Source organism: Bradyrhizobium sp. (genome assembly GCF_019242285.1).
In the GTDB taxonomy this organism is placed as follows: domain Bacteria; phylum Pseudomonadota; class Alphaproteobacteria; order Rhizobiales; family Xanthobacteraceae; genus Bradyrhizobium.
Genome location: NZ_JAFAVV010000087.1, coordinates 1 through 15,129, shown reverse-complemented (window position 1 = coordinate 15,129; position 15,129 = coordinate 1). Strand labels below are relative to the sequence as shown.

Here is a 15,129-nt window from a genome sequence, read left to right as displayed (position 1 = left end):
CTGGGATCCGCGCAATCAGCGACCGGAGCTCTGGAACCTGTTCAATACCAGGATCCGCCGCGGCGAGACCATGCGCGTCTTCGCACTGTCCAACTGGACCGAGCTCGACGTCTGGGAATACATCATGCGGGAGAAAATCCCGGTCGTGCCGCTCTACTTCGCCGAGCCGCGGCCGGTGGTCCACCGCAACGGGACGCTCGTCATGCTCGACGACGACCGGCTGCCGCTGTTTCCCGACGAGGTGCCGCAGATGCGGACGGTGCGCTTTCGCACGCTCGGCTGCTATCCGCTGACCGGCGCGATCGAATCCACGGCAGCGACGGTGGAGGCCGTTCTCGCGGAGCTCCGTAGCGCAAAATTCTCCGAGCGGCAGGGGCGGCTGATCGACGGCGACGAGGCCGCCTCCATGGAAAAGAAGAAGCGGGACGGATATTTCTGATGCGCGAGGCCGACTTGACCACCGCAAAGGACCTGCTGCGCTTCATCACCTGCGGCTCGGTCGATGACGGCAAATCGACCCTGATCGGGCGCCTCTTGCACGACGGCGGGCTGATCCACGACGATCAACTCGCCGCGCTCGCCGCCGACAGCGCCCGGGCCGGCGCGAAGGACGGTCTCAAGGATTTCGCGCTGCTCGTGGACGGGCTCGAGGCGGAGCGCGAGCAAGGCATCACCATCGACGTCGCCCATCGGTTGTTCGCGACCGGCCGTCGCGCCTTCATCGTCGCCGATACGCCCGGCCACGAGCAATACACCCGCAACATGGCCACCGGCGCCTCGAACGCGGAGCTCGCCGTCATCCTCGTCGACGCCCGCAAGGGCGTGCTGGTCCAGACCCGCCGCCATACCTTCATCTGCGCGCTATTGGGCATCCGTCACGTCGTGCTGGCGGTGAACAAGATCGATCTGGTCGGCTACGGCCAGGACGTCTTCGACAGCATCGTCGGCGATTATCTCGCCTTCGCCTCCGCGCTCGGATTCGCCTCGATCGAGCCGATCCCGATGTCCGCCCTGCATGGCGACAATCTGGTCGCGCGCTCGCCGAACACCGGCTGGTATCGCGGTCGCTGCCTGCTCGACTATCTCGAGCGCGTCGACATCGTGTCCGAGACGACGAGCCGGCCTTTCCGCTTTCCGGTGCAATGGGTCAATCGGCCCGATCAGGATTTCCGCGGCTATGCCGGCACCATCGCGTCCGGCGCCATCGCGGTCGGCGACAAGGTCGTCGTGGCCGCCTCGGGCCACCTCTCCCGCATCCAGCGAATCGTGACCCATGACGGCGATCTCGCCCGCGCCGCGGCCGGCGATGCCGTCACCCTCCTGCTCGACGACGAGGTCGACGTCGGGCGCGGCGACATGCTGGCGCGTCCGACCGAACGCCCGGCGCTGGCCGACCAGTTCGCCGCCACGGTGATCTGGATGGACCGCGAGCACCTGGTGCCCGGCCGCTCCTATGTCCTGCGCCTTGCCACCCAAACGGCGTCGGCGAGCGTGACGGCGATCAAGCACCGGATCGACGTCAACACCCGCGACCACATGGCGGCGACCACCCTCGAGCTCAACGAGATCGGCTTCTGCAATTTCTCGACCAATCGGCCGCTCTGCTTCGACGCCTACACGGAGAACCGCCGCACCGGCGCCTTCATCCTGATCGACCGCTACGAGAACCGCACGGTGGGCGCCGGCATGATCGCGTTTCCGCTCCGCCGCGCCAGCAACATCGCCTGGCAGAAGCTCACCCTCGCCAAGCAGGATCGCGCCGGCCTCAAGGCGCAGAAGGCCTGCGTGGTCTGGTTCACGGGATTATCGGGCGCCGGCAAGTCCACCATTGCCAATCTGGTCGAGCAGGAGCTGTTCGCGCGCGGCCGGCACACCATGCTGCTCGACGGCGACAATGTCAGGCACGGCCTCAACCGCGACCTCGGCTTCACCGAGGCCGACCGGGTCGAGAACATCCGGCGGGCCGGCGAGGTCGCCAAACTCATGGTCGATGCCGGGCTGATCGTGCTCTGCTCATTCATCTCGCCATACAGGGCCGAGCGCGAGATGATCCGCGGCCTCGTCGCCAACGACGAGTTCATCGAGGTCCATGTCGACACCCCGATGCAGGAATGCGCGCGGCGCGATCCGAAGGGGCTCTACGCCAAGGCGAGGGAGGGCAAGATCAAGAATTTCACCGGCCTCGACGCGCCCTATGAAATTCCGCAGGCGCCGGAGCTCCGCCTGTCGACCCTAAGCGAGCCGGCGGAGCGCCTCGCTGCGCAGGTGATCAGGTTGCTGACCGACCGCGGGCACCTGTAGCCGGCACCCGCTGCCGGCCTTCCTCAGTTCTCGACGAACGCGCGCCGCAGTTGATCGCTGATCGGCTCGAACAGGTAGCTCATCATCGTCCGGCTGCCGGTCTGCACGTAGACCTCGGCCGGCATGCCGGGAACGAGCTGCTGGCCGCTGATCCGCCGGCGCTCCTCCTCCGGCAGCACCACCCGGATCGTGTAGAACGTCTTGCCGGCCTGCTGCTGATCCTTGCCGACGTCGGCCGACACATAGGTGACGTCGCCGTTGAGCTGCGGCGTCGTGCGCTGGTTGAAGGCGGTCAGGCGCACGAATGCCTTCTGGCCGTTCTTGACGTGATCGATGTCCTTCGGGTCGACCCGCGCCTCGATCTGCAGATCGTCCGAATCCGGGACGATTTCCATGATGGTCTCGCCCGCCTTGATGACGCCTCCGATCGTGTGAACGTCGAGCTGGTTGACGGTGCCGGAGGTCGGCGCCCGGATCTCGATCCGGTCGAGCTGATCGCGTGCCGCGACGCCTTTCTGGGTCAGCTCGGCTTCCTTGGCCTGCGCCTCGTTGAGGTCTTTCACGACCTCGGCGCGGAAATCCTGGTCGATGCGGATGATCTGGAGCTGGGAAGCGTCGATCTTCGACTTGGTCTCGGCGATCGAGGACGTCAGTTGCCCGCGCTCGCCGTCGATGCGCGCCGCGTCGCGCTGCAAGCTGGTCAATCGTGTCAGCGGCACCAGCCGCTTGTCGTACAGGTCCTGCACGCCGGCGAGCTCGCCCTGGATCAGATCGAGCTGTTTGGCATGGGAATCGACTTGCGCGTCGAGCCCGGAAATCTGCTGGGTGAGCTGCCCCATCTGGCTCTGCAGCAGATCCTTCTGGCTCTGTCGCGAGCTCGCCCGCGCCTTGAACAGCGACTCCTCGGACGCCATCAGGCTCTTGGTGTCTTCCGCGCCCGAACGGGACGTGAGCTCGGGCGGAAACGCGATCTGCGCCGCGCCGTCGCGCTCGGCGACGAGCCGCGCAATGCGCGCGCGCGCCTCGTCGAGCTGCTTGGTGATGACCTCGAGGCCGGCCTGCGTCTGGGTCGCGTCGAGCCGCACCAGGAGATCGCCGGCCTCGACCCGCACGCCGTTCTGCGCCTTGATCTCGGCGACGACGCCGCCGGTCGGATGCTGGATCTGCTTGACGTTCGATTGCACCACGAGATTGCCCGGCACGACCACGGCCCCGGCGAGCGGTACGAAGACCAGCCAACCGCCGCCCAACACGGCTGCCACGATCAGGATGCGAAGCCCGGCGCGCAGCTCGCGCTCGAACGACCAGCGGGTCCGCAACACCAGGCCGCCATCGGCCGGCGGCGCAGGCGCGCCGTGATAGGCGACGAATTCGAAGCCGGCGGTGAGCCCGGCGCGGCAGCGCGTGATCAGATTTCCGGCCGGCGCCGCCGGCCGCGCCACGAGCTGCTTCGAGCCGCTCGATTCCTTGGACGGACCCGGCAGGTCCTTGGACGAGCCCGGCAGCGCCGGAGGAGGTCCCTGCAGCAGGATCGACGGCTGTTGCGGTCCACGCCGGGTCTGGATTTGCGGACCCGGCCTCATCAAATCCAGAGGCGTGTCGCCATCCGGAACGGTCGGCGGACTGTTGCGCTTCGCCTGCGGCGGCACCAGCTCGAACGGCGGCGGCTCGCGCCGGGCGGGCGTGGGCCTGACCGGCGGCCTTCTCGACGGCGGCTCTTTCCGCCCCAGCGGCGTCGCTCGCGACGGCTCTGGCTTGTTGATGACGATCGGTTCTTTTCTGCGGGACGGCTTGCCGCCGGCTTCGCCCCTGACCGGCTCGCCGCGTCCCTGCTCTCGCCGAAGCGGCTCGCCCCGGCCTCGTTCCTGCCGCCCCGGCTCCCGCTTGGCGGCGCCGCTTCTCGCATCCTGCTCGATCGGCGCCTTCAGGCCGATCTGCTGGAGCCAGCCGTCGATCGCCTTCCCCATCTTGCTCTTGCGGCGTCGCTTCGGCGAGTTGCCGCGCCGCTGCCTGTCGGACGAGGCGGCGCGCTGACGCCGGCCTTTCGGCTCGCCCTCTTCGTCGAACTCGTGGCGCAGACGCTGCAATTCGAGAATCAGGGCTTCGCCCTGCGGACCGAAATCGCCCATTCCGGATCCGTCATCCAACCGCTCGACCGAATCGTCCAGAGGCGGGATTCGCTCTCGATAGTTCATGGCCTACACGCTTTCTGCGACCGCCGCCCGGCGCGGCGCCTTGATGCCCGGCGTCGGCGCCGATTGAACCGGCTGCACGGGTTGGACCTGCGGCACCGGCCCCTTGGCCGCGCCGACCTGCCCCTGCTGCGAGGCCCGAACCCGCGCGAAAATCTCCGCGCATGCGCCGAACGCGATCGCCTTGCCGTCATAGAGCACCATCGCCATGTCCAGCGCGGCGAGCGCACTCGGCCGGTGCGAGATGACGATCACGATGCTCTTGTTGTGGCGCATGATCTGGATGGCGCGACACAACGCGTTCTCGCCTTCGGCGTCGAGATTGGCATTGGGCTCGTCCAGCACCACCAGGAAGGGATCGCCGAACACCGCGCGTGCAAGTCCGACGCGCTGGCGCTGGCCGGCCGACAGCGCCATGCCGCCCTGGCCTATCCGCGTCGAATAGCCTTCCGGCAGCCGCAGGATGAGCTCGTGGACGCCCGCGATCTGTGCCGCCCTCAGGATCGAATCGGAGGTGGCCTCATGGTCGAAACGGCAGATATTCTCGGCGACCGTGCCGTCGAACAACGCCACGTCCTGCGGCAGGTAGCCGATGTGGCGGCCGAGGTCCGCATTGCTCCATTGATCGATCGCCGCGCCGTCGAGGCGTACGACGCCACCCTGAGCCGGCCAGATTCCGACCAGGGCCTTCGAGAGCGAGGTCTTGCCCGATGCGCTCGCACCGAGCAGCGCCAATCCGGTTCCGGCCTTCAGCGAGAACGAGACGTTCGAGACGATCGGCCTCTCGGCGCCCGGCGGCGCGACGCTCAGGTTCTGCACCGCAAGCTCGCGGCAGGGCCGCGGCAGGCTCACCGGCGGCGCCGGCGGCTTCGCCGTCACCCTGCAGATGTCGCGCAGCCGCGCGATGCCCTGGCGCGCCGCGGTGAGCTGCTTCCAGCTCGACAGCGCGACCTCGACGGGCGCCAGAGCCCGCCCCATCATGATCGACGACGCGATCATGATGCCGCCCGAGGCATGGTCGGACACCACGAGGAACGCGCCGATGCCGAGCATGCCCGACTGCAGCACGTAACGCAGCACCTTGGCGAACGAGCCGAGGTTGGCGGTCACGTCGGTGGCGCGAAGGTTTTCCCGCAGATAGTGCTCGTTGATCTGGGCCCAGCGCGCCGAAAATCGCTCCCTCATGCCGAGCGCCTGAATCACCTCGGCGTTGCGCTGGGTCGCGTCGGCCAGCACCTGGCGCTGCGCGCTGGTCTCCATCGCGGCCTTGGCGGCACCACGCGCCATCTTGTCGGAGAACAACGTCACCGTGACGATTGCGATCGTGCCGATCACGGCCGTGATGCCGATCGCCGGGTGGAACATGAACAGCGCTATCAGGAACAGCGGAATCCAGGGCATGTCGAGGAATGCCGTCGGCCCCATGCTGCCCAGGAACGCGCGGATCTGGTCGAGATCGCGCAACGGCTGCTGCATCAGCATCGGCTTGACGCCGCGCAGCGGCAGCGTGGCGAGCGCGTTGTGGATCGCATCCTGCAGACCGACGTCGAACAAGGTCGCGACCCGGCACAGCATGCGCGCGCGCAACGAGTCGAAATAGCCCTGCATCAGGTAGGCGACCAGCACCATCAGCGACAAGCCGGCGAGCGTCGCGATGTTGCGGCTCGGGATCACGCGGTCATACACCTGCAGCATGTAGAGCGAGCCGGACAGCATCAGGAGATTGATCACGCCGCTGAACACGGCGATGCCGCCCATCCGCCGCGCGCTCTCACGCAGGCCGCGGGAAACCGGATCGTCGGCTTCCTGGGACGGTTGGCCAGTTGAGCCGGACGACGAAGATGCTTGCGCGCGGTCCGGAACAATACTCATCCCGTACGCCTCCACGTAGATCGCTGAAGCGCCCGTTTGCCAGTCGATGCCGACCATTTTCCGGCGAGATTTGGACCGCGAAGGATTTCTGCCGACGCATTTGCGACATCGTATGCACGGAAACAAACGCAGAAACATCGTGCGGAAATTCGCTCCGCGCATCCTCAAATCGGCAAGACATGACGGTCATCATCGCGACAATTCGAATGATCCGTCCGACAGTTGAGAAGCGGTATGCACGCCGACCGAACGAGACGTCATGAAATCGTCCGTCTATAACCTTGCTTCACTGCACAATGGCCCCCATCCGGGCCGAATGACGCCACGAAACTAAACGACCTTCCACCCAGCTCAATCGATCGTGTTGTTCAGTTCTTGGTGACTGACGATGCGCGAAGAAAGAGGAAGCTCGCTTCATCAACGACGTGGCTGCTGAACTCCGAGGGGAAGATCGGATGGACGGCAACCGCGCTGCCGATCTGGGAATGGTTCATTCAGCTCGGGCGGTGCTGTCTGAACGTTTGCGTGTTGGGGTGTGCTCACAAGAGGAGATCACTTCCGGTCGCCATTTCGGCGAACAGACACTCGGGGGACTGATAGTCTTGCGTAGAAGTAACAACGGCTCCTTGCGGAGCATCGCGCGGTCGGGGTTCGATGTGTGCCGCGCGCGGTCGAACGAAGACGGCGTCGCTCGCGCGCGATTCTCGCGCTTCGTCGACGCCCTCGGTTGCGCCCTGCTCGAAGAAGGAGCGCGACGGTGAGGCAGCGTAAAACGGACTATCCGACCATCATCATGCACTGGGTCCTGGTCGCAGCGATCCTGGTCGCGTTCGTCACGGGCCTCAGAATCGCCACCGAAGCGCCAGACCACGCCTGGATCAACTCGATCGACGTCCTGCTGCCGCGCGCCAACGTCTGGGTTCCGCACATGGAAGCGGCCGTGGTGCTGGTCGGCGTCGCGGTCAGTTACGTGATCTACATTGCCCGTTCCGGGCTGGGCCGCCGCGTGCAGCTCGACAAGGTCAGGCTGCGCGGCCTGTTCGGCCGCAAGCAGGCGAGGCTCGGCGCATTCGGCGCGATCTCCACCTGGTTCTTCTTCGCCACGATGCTGGCGCTGATCTTCACGGGCGGCCTTTTGTACTTCGGCATCTTCGCCAATGACGCGCTCATGGAGATCCACTGGTGGGCGAGCTGGGCGATCCCGGTTTTCGTCGTCTTTCACGTCCTGCTCCACTTCCTGATCGGCCGATCGTCGCAACTGCTCAGGATCATCAGGCCGGCTCCGCTTCCGCCGCCACCGCCGCGACTCGATGCCGTCGAGCTGTTGACGATGCTGGTCGAGAAGTCCTCGCTGCCCGTTGAACACCGCACCGAGGAGAAAAATTCCTTGCAGCCCGCACAATCTCCTCACGAGGACAGGCGCGAGCGGCGCGATCCGCGTCGGCCGGCGGCGCCCACGAGGCACCCCAATTCGCCCGCCGCCGCGCCGCGCGGCCCGGTGCGGCGGCGGAACACGACCTTGCAGTCCAATCCCTTCGTCGTCGCCGCCGCGGTGGCCATCACCGGTGCCTGGGCCGTCGTCGCCACGAACTGGCTGATGGTCAACGAGCTGGTGATTCATCGCATCGCCAGCACGGATGCTCCGATCCTCGATGGCGACACGTCGGACGCCGTCTGGCGCAACATCCGTCCCTACTCCCTGCTGACCAACCAGGGCGACAATTTCGACGGCACCGGTGAATCCAGAATCGACATTCGCGCGGTGCACGACGGCACCTGGGCGTATTTCCTCTTCACCTGGCAGGATCCGACCCGGTCGCTGAAGCAGCTGCCCCTGATCAAGAAGAAGGACGGGTGGCACGTGCTGCACGACGGCTACGAACACGGCGACGAGCACGCCTACAACGAGGACAAGTTCTCGGTTCTGTTCACCACCCTGACCGTCGACCTGGCCGGCGACCGCACCTTCCATGCGAGCCCGCACCCGATCGCGAATGCGCCGTCCACCATGACGGGCCGCGGCCTGCACTACACGCCTGCGGAAGGTATCTATGCCGACGTGTGGCAGTGGAAGGCGACCAGCGGCGGCCCCACCGGATGGCTGGACGACGACCATTTCGGCCCGCCGGAGAAGCCGACGCCGATGCAGGCGAACTACATGGTCCCGTACAAGGGCGGCTTCGCTCCCGACCCAGGTTCGGCGAATTACAGTGACAATTTCGACATGTTGCCCCCGCCTAATGCCGAGAATCAATCCATCCTGCCGCGCCGCCTGCCGAGGGATCTGGCGGCGACCACGGCGGCGATGGGACAGATCAACCTGGACCCGAACGTTGGCGAAAGCGACAACGCCCGCTGGTTCATGACGGAGGCGGAATCGGTGCCCTATTCGCCGGAGCTCGACAGCCAGATTCCGATCGGCACCGTCCTGCCGGGTGTCATCATTTCCGGAGAGTATTCCGGCGACCGCGCCGACGTGCGCTGCGCCGCGCGCTGGGCCTCCGGCCATTGGGCGCTCGAGGTGGCGCGTCGCCTCGATACCACGAGCAAATACGACGTTCCGCTCCGCAGCGGCGTCTTCATGCGCGTGTCGGCCTTCGATCACGTTCAGATCAGGCACACGCGGCACGTACGACCGATTCGTATCGAGGTGGAATGATGGGAAAGATCTGCAAGGTCACGCTGAACAAGGAAACGTTCGACGCGAATGTCGGCGATCTGTTGCTCGACAGCGCGATCATGAGCGGAGTGGACATCCAGCATGATTGCCGCAGCGGCGTCTGCGGCTCCTGCAAGGTTCGCCTGGTCGACGGCAAGGTATTCGGCGGCACCGAGGACGGCAGCGACATGATCTACGCCTGCCAGGCCCGCGTCGTCTCCGACATCAAGATCGTCACCGAGAAGGTGCCGGACCAGGTGTCGATCTCGGCCGAGATCGCCGAACTCGTTCGCCTGGCGCCCGACACGTTCGGCGTGACGCTCGAGCTTCCGAAGCCGCTGCGCTATCTCCCCGGCCAGTACTGCAATCTGCAGTTCCGCGGCTTCCCGATCAGGAGCTACAGCCCGACCTATCCGCTGGAAGGCGGACCGGACGATCGCCTTCTGCACTTCCACATCCGCCGGTATCCGGACGGCCTCGTGTCGTCCGCGATGGGCCAGAAGATCCGCAGGGGCCACAAGGTCAAGGTGATGGGCCCGCTCGGCACCGCCTTCTTCAGGCGCAAGCAGCCGGGCCGCACCATCCTGGTCGCCGGCGGCACCGGATTCGCGCCGATGTGGTCGATTGCGGTCGCCGCCATCACGGAAAGGCCGCAACGCGAGATGGTGGCCATCGTCGCAACCAGGAAGCTGCAGTCGTTCTACATGCATCGCGCGCTGTGCCGCTTGGCGCGTTTCCCCAACGTCACCATCATTCCCGTGATCTCCGAGCCGCAGAACGTCTCGCAGGCCTTCCGCAGCGGCCGGCCCACCGAGTACATCCCGGCCAACCTCACGCCGGACGACATGGTCTACACCTGTGGCGCGCCGGGCATGACGGACGCCGTGGCCAAGATCGCCAGGGCGGCCGGCGCGAAGTGTTACGCCGATCCGTTCGTGTCGCATGCCAAGACGACCGAGCAGGTGAGCTTGCGGACGCGGCTCGCGTCCTGGATCGATCCGCAAAGGAACGCGGGCAACGCGCAGGTCCTGCGGGTTGCATAAGCCCGCAGGGAATCAAGGCGCCGGCACACCGATGTCGGCGTCCTCAACCGTTTCATTCGAATCGTTTCAAGTCCCGTCGGCGGCGAGCGCGGGCTGCATTGCTTTTTGATTTGAATCGGGCAGGCAAGTTGTGGTTGTCTCGTCGAACATGCGAGGGAGCCCGGCTGCCATGGAAATCGAAAGCAGGATTGCGCGCCAAGGCGCGGACGGCGGCATCGAGATCGTCCCGACCGGTGCTGTGCTCGGCGCCGAGGTCCGCGGCGTCGATCTCAAGGCACTCGACGAATTGCGCTTCGAGGGGGTGAAACGCGCCTGGCACCGCCACGAGGTCCTGCTGATCCGCGGCCAGACGCTCGCCGACCAGGACCTGATCGCCTTCAGCCGCCGTTTCGGCGACCTCGACTGGGCGCCGGTGCAGGAGACCGGCCGCCGCTTCGTCGAGGGCCTGCCTGAAATATATATTGTGTCCAACGTCAAGCTGAACGGCGAGCCGATCGGCAGCCTCGGCGCCGGCGAAGCCGTCTGGCACACTGACATGTCCTATCTCGACAAGCCGCCGATGGCGAGCACGCTCTACGCGCTCGAAGTTCCGCCGTCAGGCGGCAACACGTCGTTCTGCAGCATGTATGCGATCTACGAGGCGCTGCCGACGGAATTGAAGCGCCGCATCGCCTCCCTGAAGATCAAGCACGACGGCACCTACAACAGCGGCGGCTTCCTGCGCCAGGGCGTCACCCCGACCGACGATCCCCGGGCCTCGCCGGGCGCCGTGCATCCCCTGGTCTGCACCCATCCCGACACCGGGCGTCAGATGCTGTATCTCGGCCGACGGCGCAACGCCTATCTGGTCGGGCTCGAGCTTGCCGAATCCGAGGCACTGCTCGACGAGCTCTGGAGCTTCGTCGATCGGCCGGAATTCAAGTGGGAGCACGTCTGGCAGGTCGGCGACCTCGTGATGTGGGACAATCGCTGTACCATGCATCGCCGTGACCCGTTCGACGACACGGCGCGGCGCGTCATGCACCGCACCCAGATCAAGGGCAGCGCGAGCCCCGCCTGATGCACAGATTCGGGTTCAAGTTAACTGCGTCCGACAGGGTTCTGTCGATCCTGTGCCTGATGTACCTGATCCTCTATATCGATCGGGTCAACATCTCCACCGCCGCGCCCCTGATCAAGGCCGAGCTTGGCCTGAGCAACACCGAGCTCGGCCTGATCTTCTCGGCGTTCGCCTATCCTTACGCCCTGTTCCAACTGATCGGCGGCTATCTCGGCGACCGATTTGGCGCGCGGCGCACGCTCACGGTGAGCGGGCTGATCGTCTGCATCGCGACCGCCGCAACCGGCGCGGTCGCGGGCTTCGTCGGCCTGTTCGCGGCGCGGCTCGTCCTTGGCACCGGCGAAGGCGCAACCTTTCCAACCGCCACCCGCGCGATGTCGGTCTGGACGCCGGAGCGCAACTGGGGCTTCGCCCAGGGCATCACGCACTCCTTTGCCCGGCTCGGCAACGCCGTGACGCCGCCACTGATCGCCCTCCTGGTGGAGTTCGTCTCGTGGCGCGGATCGTTCGTCGTGCTGGCGCTGGCGAGCCTCGTCTGGGTTCTGGCCTGGAGCTTTCTCTATCGCGACGTACCGACGTCACCGCCGCTGAATGCCGAGGAATTCGCCGCGCTGTCGGCCCGCAGTCAAAGCCGCAACGAGGCGCCGGTGCCGTGGCTCGGATTGTTCCGTCGCATGCTGCCGGTGACCCTGGTCGATTTCTGCTACGGCTGGACGCTTTGGCTGTTCCTGAGCTGGGTGCCCTCGTTCTTCTACCAGAACTACCACCAGGACCTGACCAAGACAGCGTTCTATTCGGCCGGTGTGTTCTTCGCCGGAGTGGTCGGCGATACGCTGGGCGGCCTCGTCAGCGACCGCATCCTGCGCCGGACCGGCAACCGGGTCGCCGCGCGACGCAACGTCATCATCACGGGGATGCTCGGCAGCCTGGTGCTGCTCACCCCCGTCATGCTGGTGCACGACGTCATCATCGCGGCGCTGTCGCTGGCCGCCGCCTTTTTCTTCGTCGAGCTGGTGGTGGCGCCGATCTGGGCGGTGCCGATGGACATCGTGCCGCGGCATGCCGGGCTCGCCAGCGGCATGATGAATTTCGGCTTCGGCGTCGCCGGCATCATCTCGCCGCCGGTCTTCGGCTTCCTGATCGACCGCACCGGGAGCTGGACCATGCCGTTCGCCGGTTCGATCGCGCTGCTGCTGCTCGGGGCCGGCCTGTCGTTCCGGATGCATCCCGACCGGCCGTTCGAGCCGGCCCAGGCCGTGCCGGCTCCGGCGTAAGGCGCGTCGGCCCCGCGGCCGGCCGCAGGCTTCGTCTCAATTCAAGGTCGCGAGCGGTTCGCGCCAGGCGTCATAGCCATAGACCCATTCCGGATCGACGCGCGTCTTCAGCCAGGTATTGGTGCGCGAGTTGAGCTGCACGCGCGAGGTGCGCGGCTTCCGCGTCGCCTCGAAGCGACGGAAGGCCTCCGCGACGCCCTCGCGATCGACGCCCTCCAGGCAGCGCGACAGCACCGCCGCGTCCTCGATCGCCATCGCCGCGCCCTGCGCCATGTAGGGCGTCATCGGATGACAGGCATCGCCCAGCAGCGTGACGTTGCCGTCGCCCCAGCGCGGCAGCGGATCTCGATCGAACAGCGCCCATTTGTGCACGGACGGGCAGGCTTCGAGCACCCGCTGCACCTGGGGATGAAATCCGACGAAGGCCTCGCGCAGCTTGCCGACGTCGCCGGTGGTGGACCAGGACTCGATCCTGAACTCGGGCTCGGGCTGGCTGGTGACGAAATAGACCTCGCTCCGGTCCGGCTTGACGTAATAGATGACGACATGCCGGTCCGGCCCCCACCATTTGGTGCAGTCGTCGATCTGGTAGCCGTCGAGCAGCGCGGCCGGATAGACCGTTCGATAGGCGATGCGGCCGGTGAAGTTGGGCTCGTCGCGGCCGAACAGCACTTCCTTGACGAAGGAATGCACGCCGTCGGAGGCGACCACGGCATCCACGCTCACCTTGCGCCCGTTGGCGAATGCCAGCTCGACGGTGCCGTCGGCGGACCGGTCGAGACCAACGAGCTTATGGTCGAGATTGACGACGTCGGCCGGCACCGCGCTGGCCAGGGTCGCATGCAGGTCGCCGCGGTGACCCAAGAGATAGGGCGCGCCGTATTTCTCCTCGGCGGACGGTCCGAACTCCATGTCGAACATGATCTCGGCGGTGTCGTGCTGCCGGTTGTTCCATGAGCGCGGATAGAAAGCCTGGCGCCGCATCAGAGGCTCGAGCCCCCACTCCCGCAGCACCTTCATGGCATTGCAGCCGATCTGGATTCCGGCGCCGAGCCGGGTGAACCGTCCCGCCTGCTCGTAGACCTGCACGTCCAGGCCGGCACGCGTCAGCGCCGCAGCACTCGCAAGCCCGCCCATGCCCGCTCCGATCACGGCCACCGAGAGTTTTTTCATCTTTTCCTTCCTCGACACTCGCCGGCTTGGGCCGGTCTCGCGACGAGTGTCATCCACGGCGAGCCGGCTGTCCACATCGGCGTGAGAGACGCCGCCTCACCGGAAACGTCGCGTCGGCGTCATGAGATCGGTAGGGTGGGCTAAGCGGCCACGTGCACAAAGTTCGTCGCGCAAAGGCAGCAGCGTGCCCATCCTTCTGGACCACCGCTGTTGAGACGATGGTGGGCACGGCGCTTCCGCCTTCGCTCTGCGAGCTACGGCTCTCCACGCCGTAGGCCGAGGGCGGGTATGCAACCCGGCCCTCGGCTTTCATGACGTTTGAAGCTGACGCTGATCAGCCCTTCGACGTCATCCCTTCGCGAACGGGATCGCGACGAACCGCGTCGCGTCGGCGGTCTTCACCTGCATCAGGACGCTGTGCTTGCCGGCGGCCTTGGCTTCCGACAGCGCCGAGCGGACGTCGCCCGCGTTCGACACGACCTTGCCGCCGACATTGAGGATGACGTCGCCGGTCTTCAGACCATGCGAGGCCGCGGGACCGTTGGGATCGATCGACGTGACCACCGCCCCCTTGTCGCCGGCGCCTTCGACATCGCGGGCCGGCGCGACGCCGATGCCGAGACGCGGCGTGCCCGCGGTCTGCTCGGTCTGGTCATCGTCGCGGTTGCCCGCGTTGGCCTGACGGTCATTGGGCAGTTCGCCCAGCGTCACCTTGACCTGCTTCGACTGGCCCTTGTGGAGCACGTCCAGCGTCACCGAGGTGCCCGGCGCCATCATGCCGATGCTGCGGGCGAGATCGCGGGAGTCCTTGACCGCGTCACCATTGACCGCGGTAATGACGTCACCGGCCTCGATGCCCGCCTTGGCGGCGGGCCCGCCGTCCTGCGGATTGTCCACCATCGCGCCGCGCGCCTGCTTCAGGCCGAGGCTGTCGGCGATGTCAGATGTCACCGGCTGCACCTGGACGCCGATCCAGCCGCGGGTGATGGAGCCCTTGTCCTTGAGCTCTGCAATCACCTGCTTGGCGGTGGAGGCGGGAACGTCGAAGCCGATGCCGACCGAGCCGCCCGACGGCGAGAAGATCGCGGTGTTGACGCCGATCACGTTGCCGTTGACGTCGAACGCGGGTCCGCCGGAATTGCCCTTGTTGATCGGCGCGTCGATCTGGATGTAGTCGTCATAGGGACCGGCGCCGATGTCACGGCCGCGCGCGGAAACGATGCCGGCCGTCACCGTGCCGCCAAGGCCGAACGGGTTGCCGACCGCGACCACCCAGTCGCCGATCCGCGGCGGCTGGTCGGCGAAATTGACATAGGCGAAGTTGTTCTTGCCATCGACCTTGATCAGCGCAAGGTCAGTCTTGGGATCAGTTCCCACCACCTTGGCCGTGTATTTGGTACCGTCGTCGGTCGTGACCTGGACGGTCTTGGCATGGTCCACCACGTGATTGTTGGTCACCGCGTAGCCGTCGGCCGAGATGAAAAATCCGGAGCCTTCGCCGGTGACCGTCTGATGGCGCTGCATGCCGGGGCTGTTGGGCATACCGAATTGACGG

General features: G+C 66.3%; 11 protein-coding genes. 7 read left to right on the top strand and 4 right to left on the bottom strand.

All coding sequences use genetic code 11. From position 1 onward, the window contains the following. Together cysD and cysN are read left to right on the top strand one after the other, a co-directional pair. Nucleotides 1-439 (top strand): sulfate adenylyltransferase subunit CysD (gene cysD, locus JOY90_RS03550; RefSeq protein WP_291689784.1); only part of this gene is annotated, 439 nt, incomplete at its 5' end. Beyond that, the gene (cysN, locus tag JOY90_RS03545; RefSeq protein ID WP_291689783.1) at nucleotides 439-2,301 is read left to right on the top strand and encodes a sulfate adenylyltransferase subunit CysN; all 1,863 of its coding nucleotides are present in this window, start codon (nucleotides 439-441) and stop codon (nucleotides 2,299-2,301) included. The genes cysD and cysN, both read left to right, overlap by 1 nt. A 23-nt stretch (nucleotides 2,302-2,324) precedes the next feature. Here the strand turns inward: cysN and JOY90_RS03540 are convergent, their stop codons facing one another. Further along, nucleotides 2,325-4,430, bottom strand: a complete 2,106-nt coding sequence (locus JOY90_RS03540; RefSeq protein WP_291689782.1) for an HlyD family type I secretion periplasmic adaptor subunit — start codon at nucleotides 4,428-4,430, stop codon at nucleotides 2,325-2,327. Between the two features lie 69 nt (nucleotides 4,431-4,499). Next, on the bottom strand, nucleotides 4,500-6,251 hold the full coding sequence (locus JOY90_RS03535) for a type I secretion system permease/ATPase (protein ID WP_291689785.1): 1,752 nt from the start codon (nucleotides 6,249-6,251) through the stop codon (nucleotides 4,500-4,502). Nucleotides 6,252-6,820: 569 nt separating this feature from the next. Between JOY90_RS03535 and JOY90_RS03530 the strand changes: the two genes are divergently transcribed. From JOY90_RS03530 to JOY90_RS03510, 5 genes are all read left to right on the top strand, one after another. Beyond that, nucleotides 6,821-7,126: a hypothetical protein gene (locus tag JOY90_RS03530; protein WP_291689781.1), complete on the top strand. Its 306-nt coding sequence runs from the start codon at nucleotides 6,821-6,823 to the stop codon at nucleotides 7,124-7,126. Continuing rightward, entirely contained in the window at nucleotides 7,123-9,024 is a 1,902-nt protein-coding gene (locus JOY90_RS03525) for an ethylbenzene dehydrogenase-related protein (protein WP_291689780.1), read from the top strand. Before JOY90_RS03530 ends, JOY90_RS03525 begins: the two co-directional genes overlap by 4 nt. Continuing rightward, on the top strand, nucleotides 9,024-10,067 hold the full coding sequence (locus JOY90_RS03520; protein WP_291689779.1) for a 2Fe-2S iron-sulfur cluster-binding protein: 1,044 nt from the start codon (nucleotides 9,024-9,026) through the stop codon (nucleotides 10,065-10,067). Before JOY90_RS03525 ends, JOY90_RS03520 begins: the two co-directional genes overlap by 1 nt. A gap of 169 nt (nucleotides 10,068-10,236) precedes the next feature. Then, nucleotides 10,237-11,127 carry a TauD/TfdA family dioxygenase gene (locus tag JOY90_RS03515; RefSeq protein ID WP_291689778.1) on the top strand — a complete coding sequence of 297 codons (891 nt, stop codon included), beginning with the start codon at nucleotides 10,237-10,239 and terminating at the stop codon, nucleotides 11,125-11,127. Next, nucleotides 11,127-12,401 (top strand): MFS transporter, encoded by a 1,275-nt coding sequence (locus JOY90_RS03510; protein ID WP_291689777.1) that lies wholly within the window; start codon nucleotides 11,127-11,129, stop codon nucleotides 12,399-12,401. Before JOY90_RS03515 ends, JOY90_RS03510 begins: the two co-directional genes overlap by 1 nt. A gap of 36 nt (nucleotides 12,402-12,437) precedes the next feature. On the opposite strand, the gene JOY90_RS03505 is transcribed toward JOY90_RS03510, so the two are convergent. Then, complete coding sequence (locus JOY90_RS03505) at nucleotides 12,438-13,574, bottom strand: FAD-dependent monooxygenase (RefSeq protein WP_291689776.1); 1,137 nt, start codon at nucleotides 13,572-13,574, stop codon at nucleotides 12,438-12,440. Between the two features lie 348 nt (nucleotides 13,575-13,922). After that, nucleotides 13,923-15,129, bottom strand: a 1,207-nt coding sequence (locus tag JOY90_RS03500) for a Do family serine endopeptidase (RefSeq protein ID WP_291689775.1), incomplete at its 5' end; no start/stop codon positions are given.

Coding starts and splice junctions, on each gene's coding strand:
- cysN (WP_291689783.1), top strand. CDS start 439: ATGCGCGAGGCCGACTTGACCACCGCAAAGGACCTGCTGCGCTTCATC.
- JOY90_RS03540 (WP_291689782.1), bottom strand. CDS start 4,430: ATGGGCGATTTCGGTCCGCAGGGCGAAGCCCTGATTCTCGAATTGCAG.
- JOY90_RS03535 (WP_291689785.1), bottom strand. CDS start 6,251: ATGGGCGGCATCGCCGTGTTCAGCGGCGTGATCAATCTCCTGATGCTG.
- JOY90_RS03530 (WP_291689781.1), top strand. CDS start 6,821: ATGGACGGCAACCGCGCTGCCGATCTGGGAATGGTTCATTCAGCTCGG.
- JOY90_RS03520 (WP_291689779.1), top strand. CDS start 9,024: ATGGGAAAGATCTGCAAGGTCACGCTGAACAAGGAAACGTTCGACGCG.
- JOY90_RS03515 (WP_291689778.1), top strand. CDS start 10,237: ATGGAAATCGAAAGCAGGATTGCGCGCCAAGGCGCGGACGGCGGCATC.
- JOY90_RS03510 (WP_291689777.1), top strand. CDS start 11,127: ATGCACAGATTCGGGTTCAAGTTAACTGCGTCCGACAGGGTTCTGTCG.
- JOY90_RS03505 (WP_291689776.1), bottom strand. CDS start 13,574: ATGAAAAAACTCTCGGTGGCCGTGATCGGAGCGGGCATGGGCGGGCTT.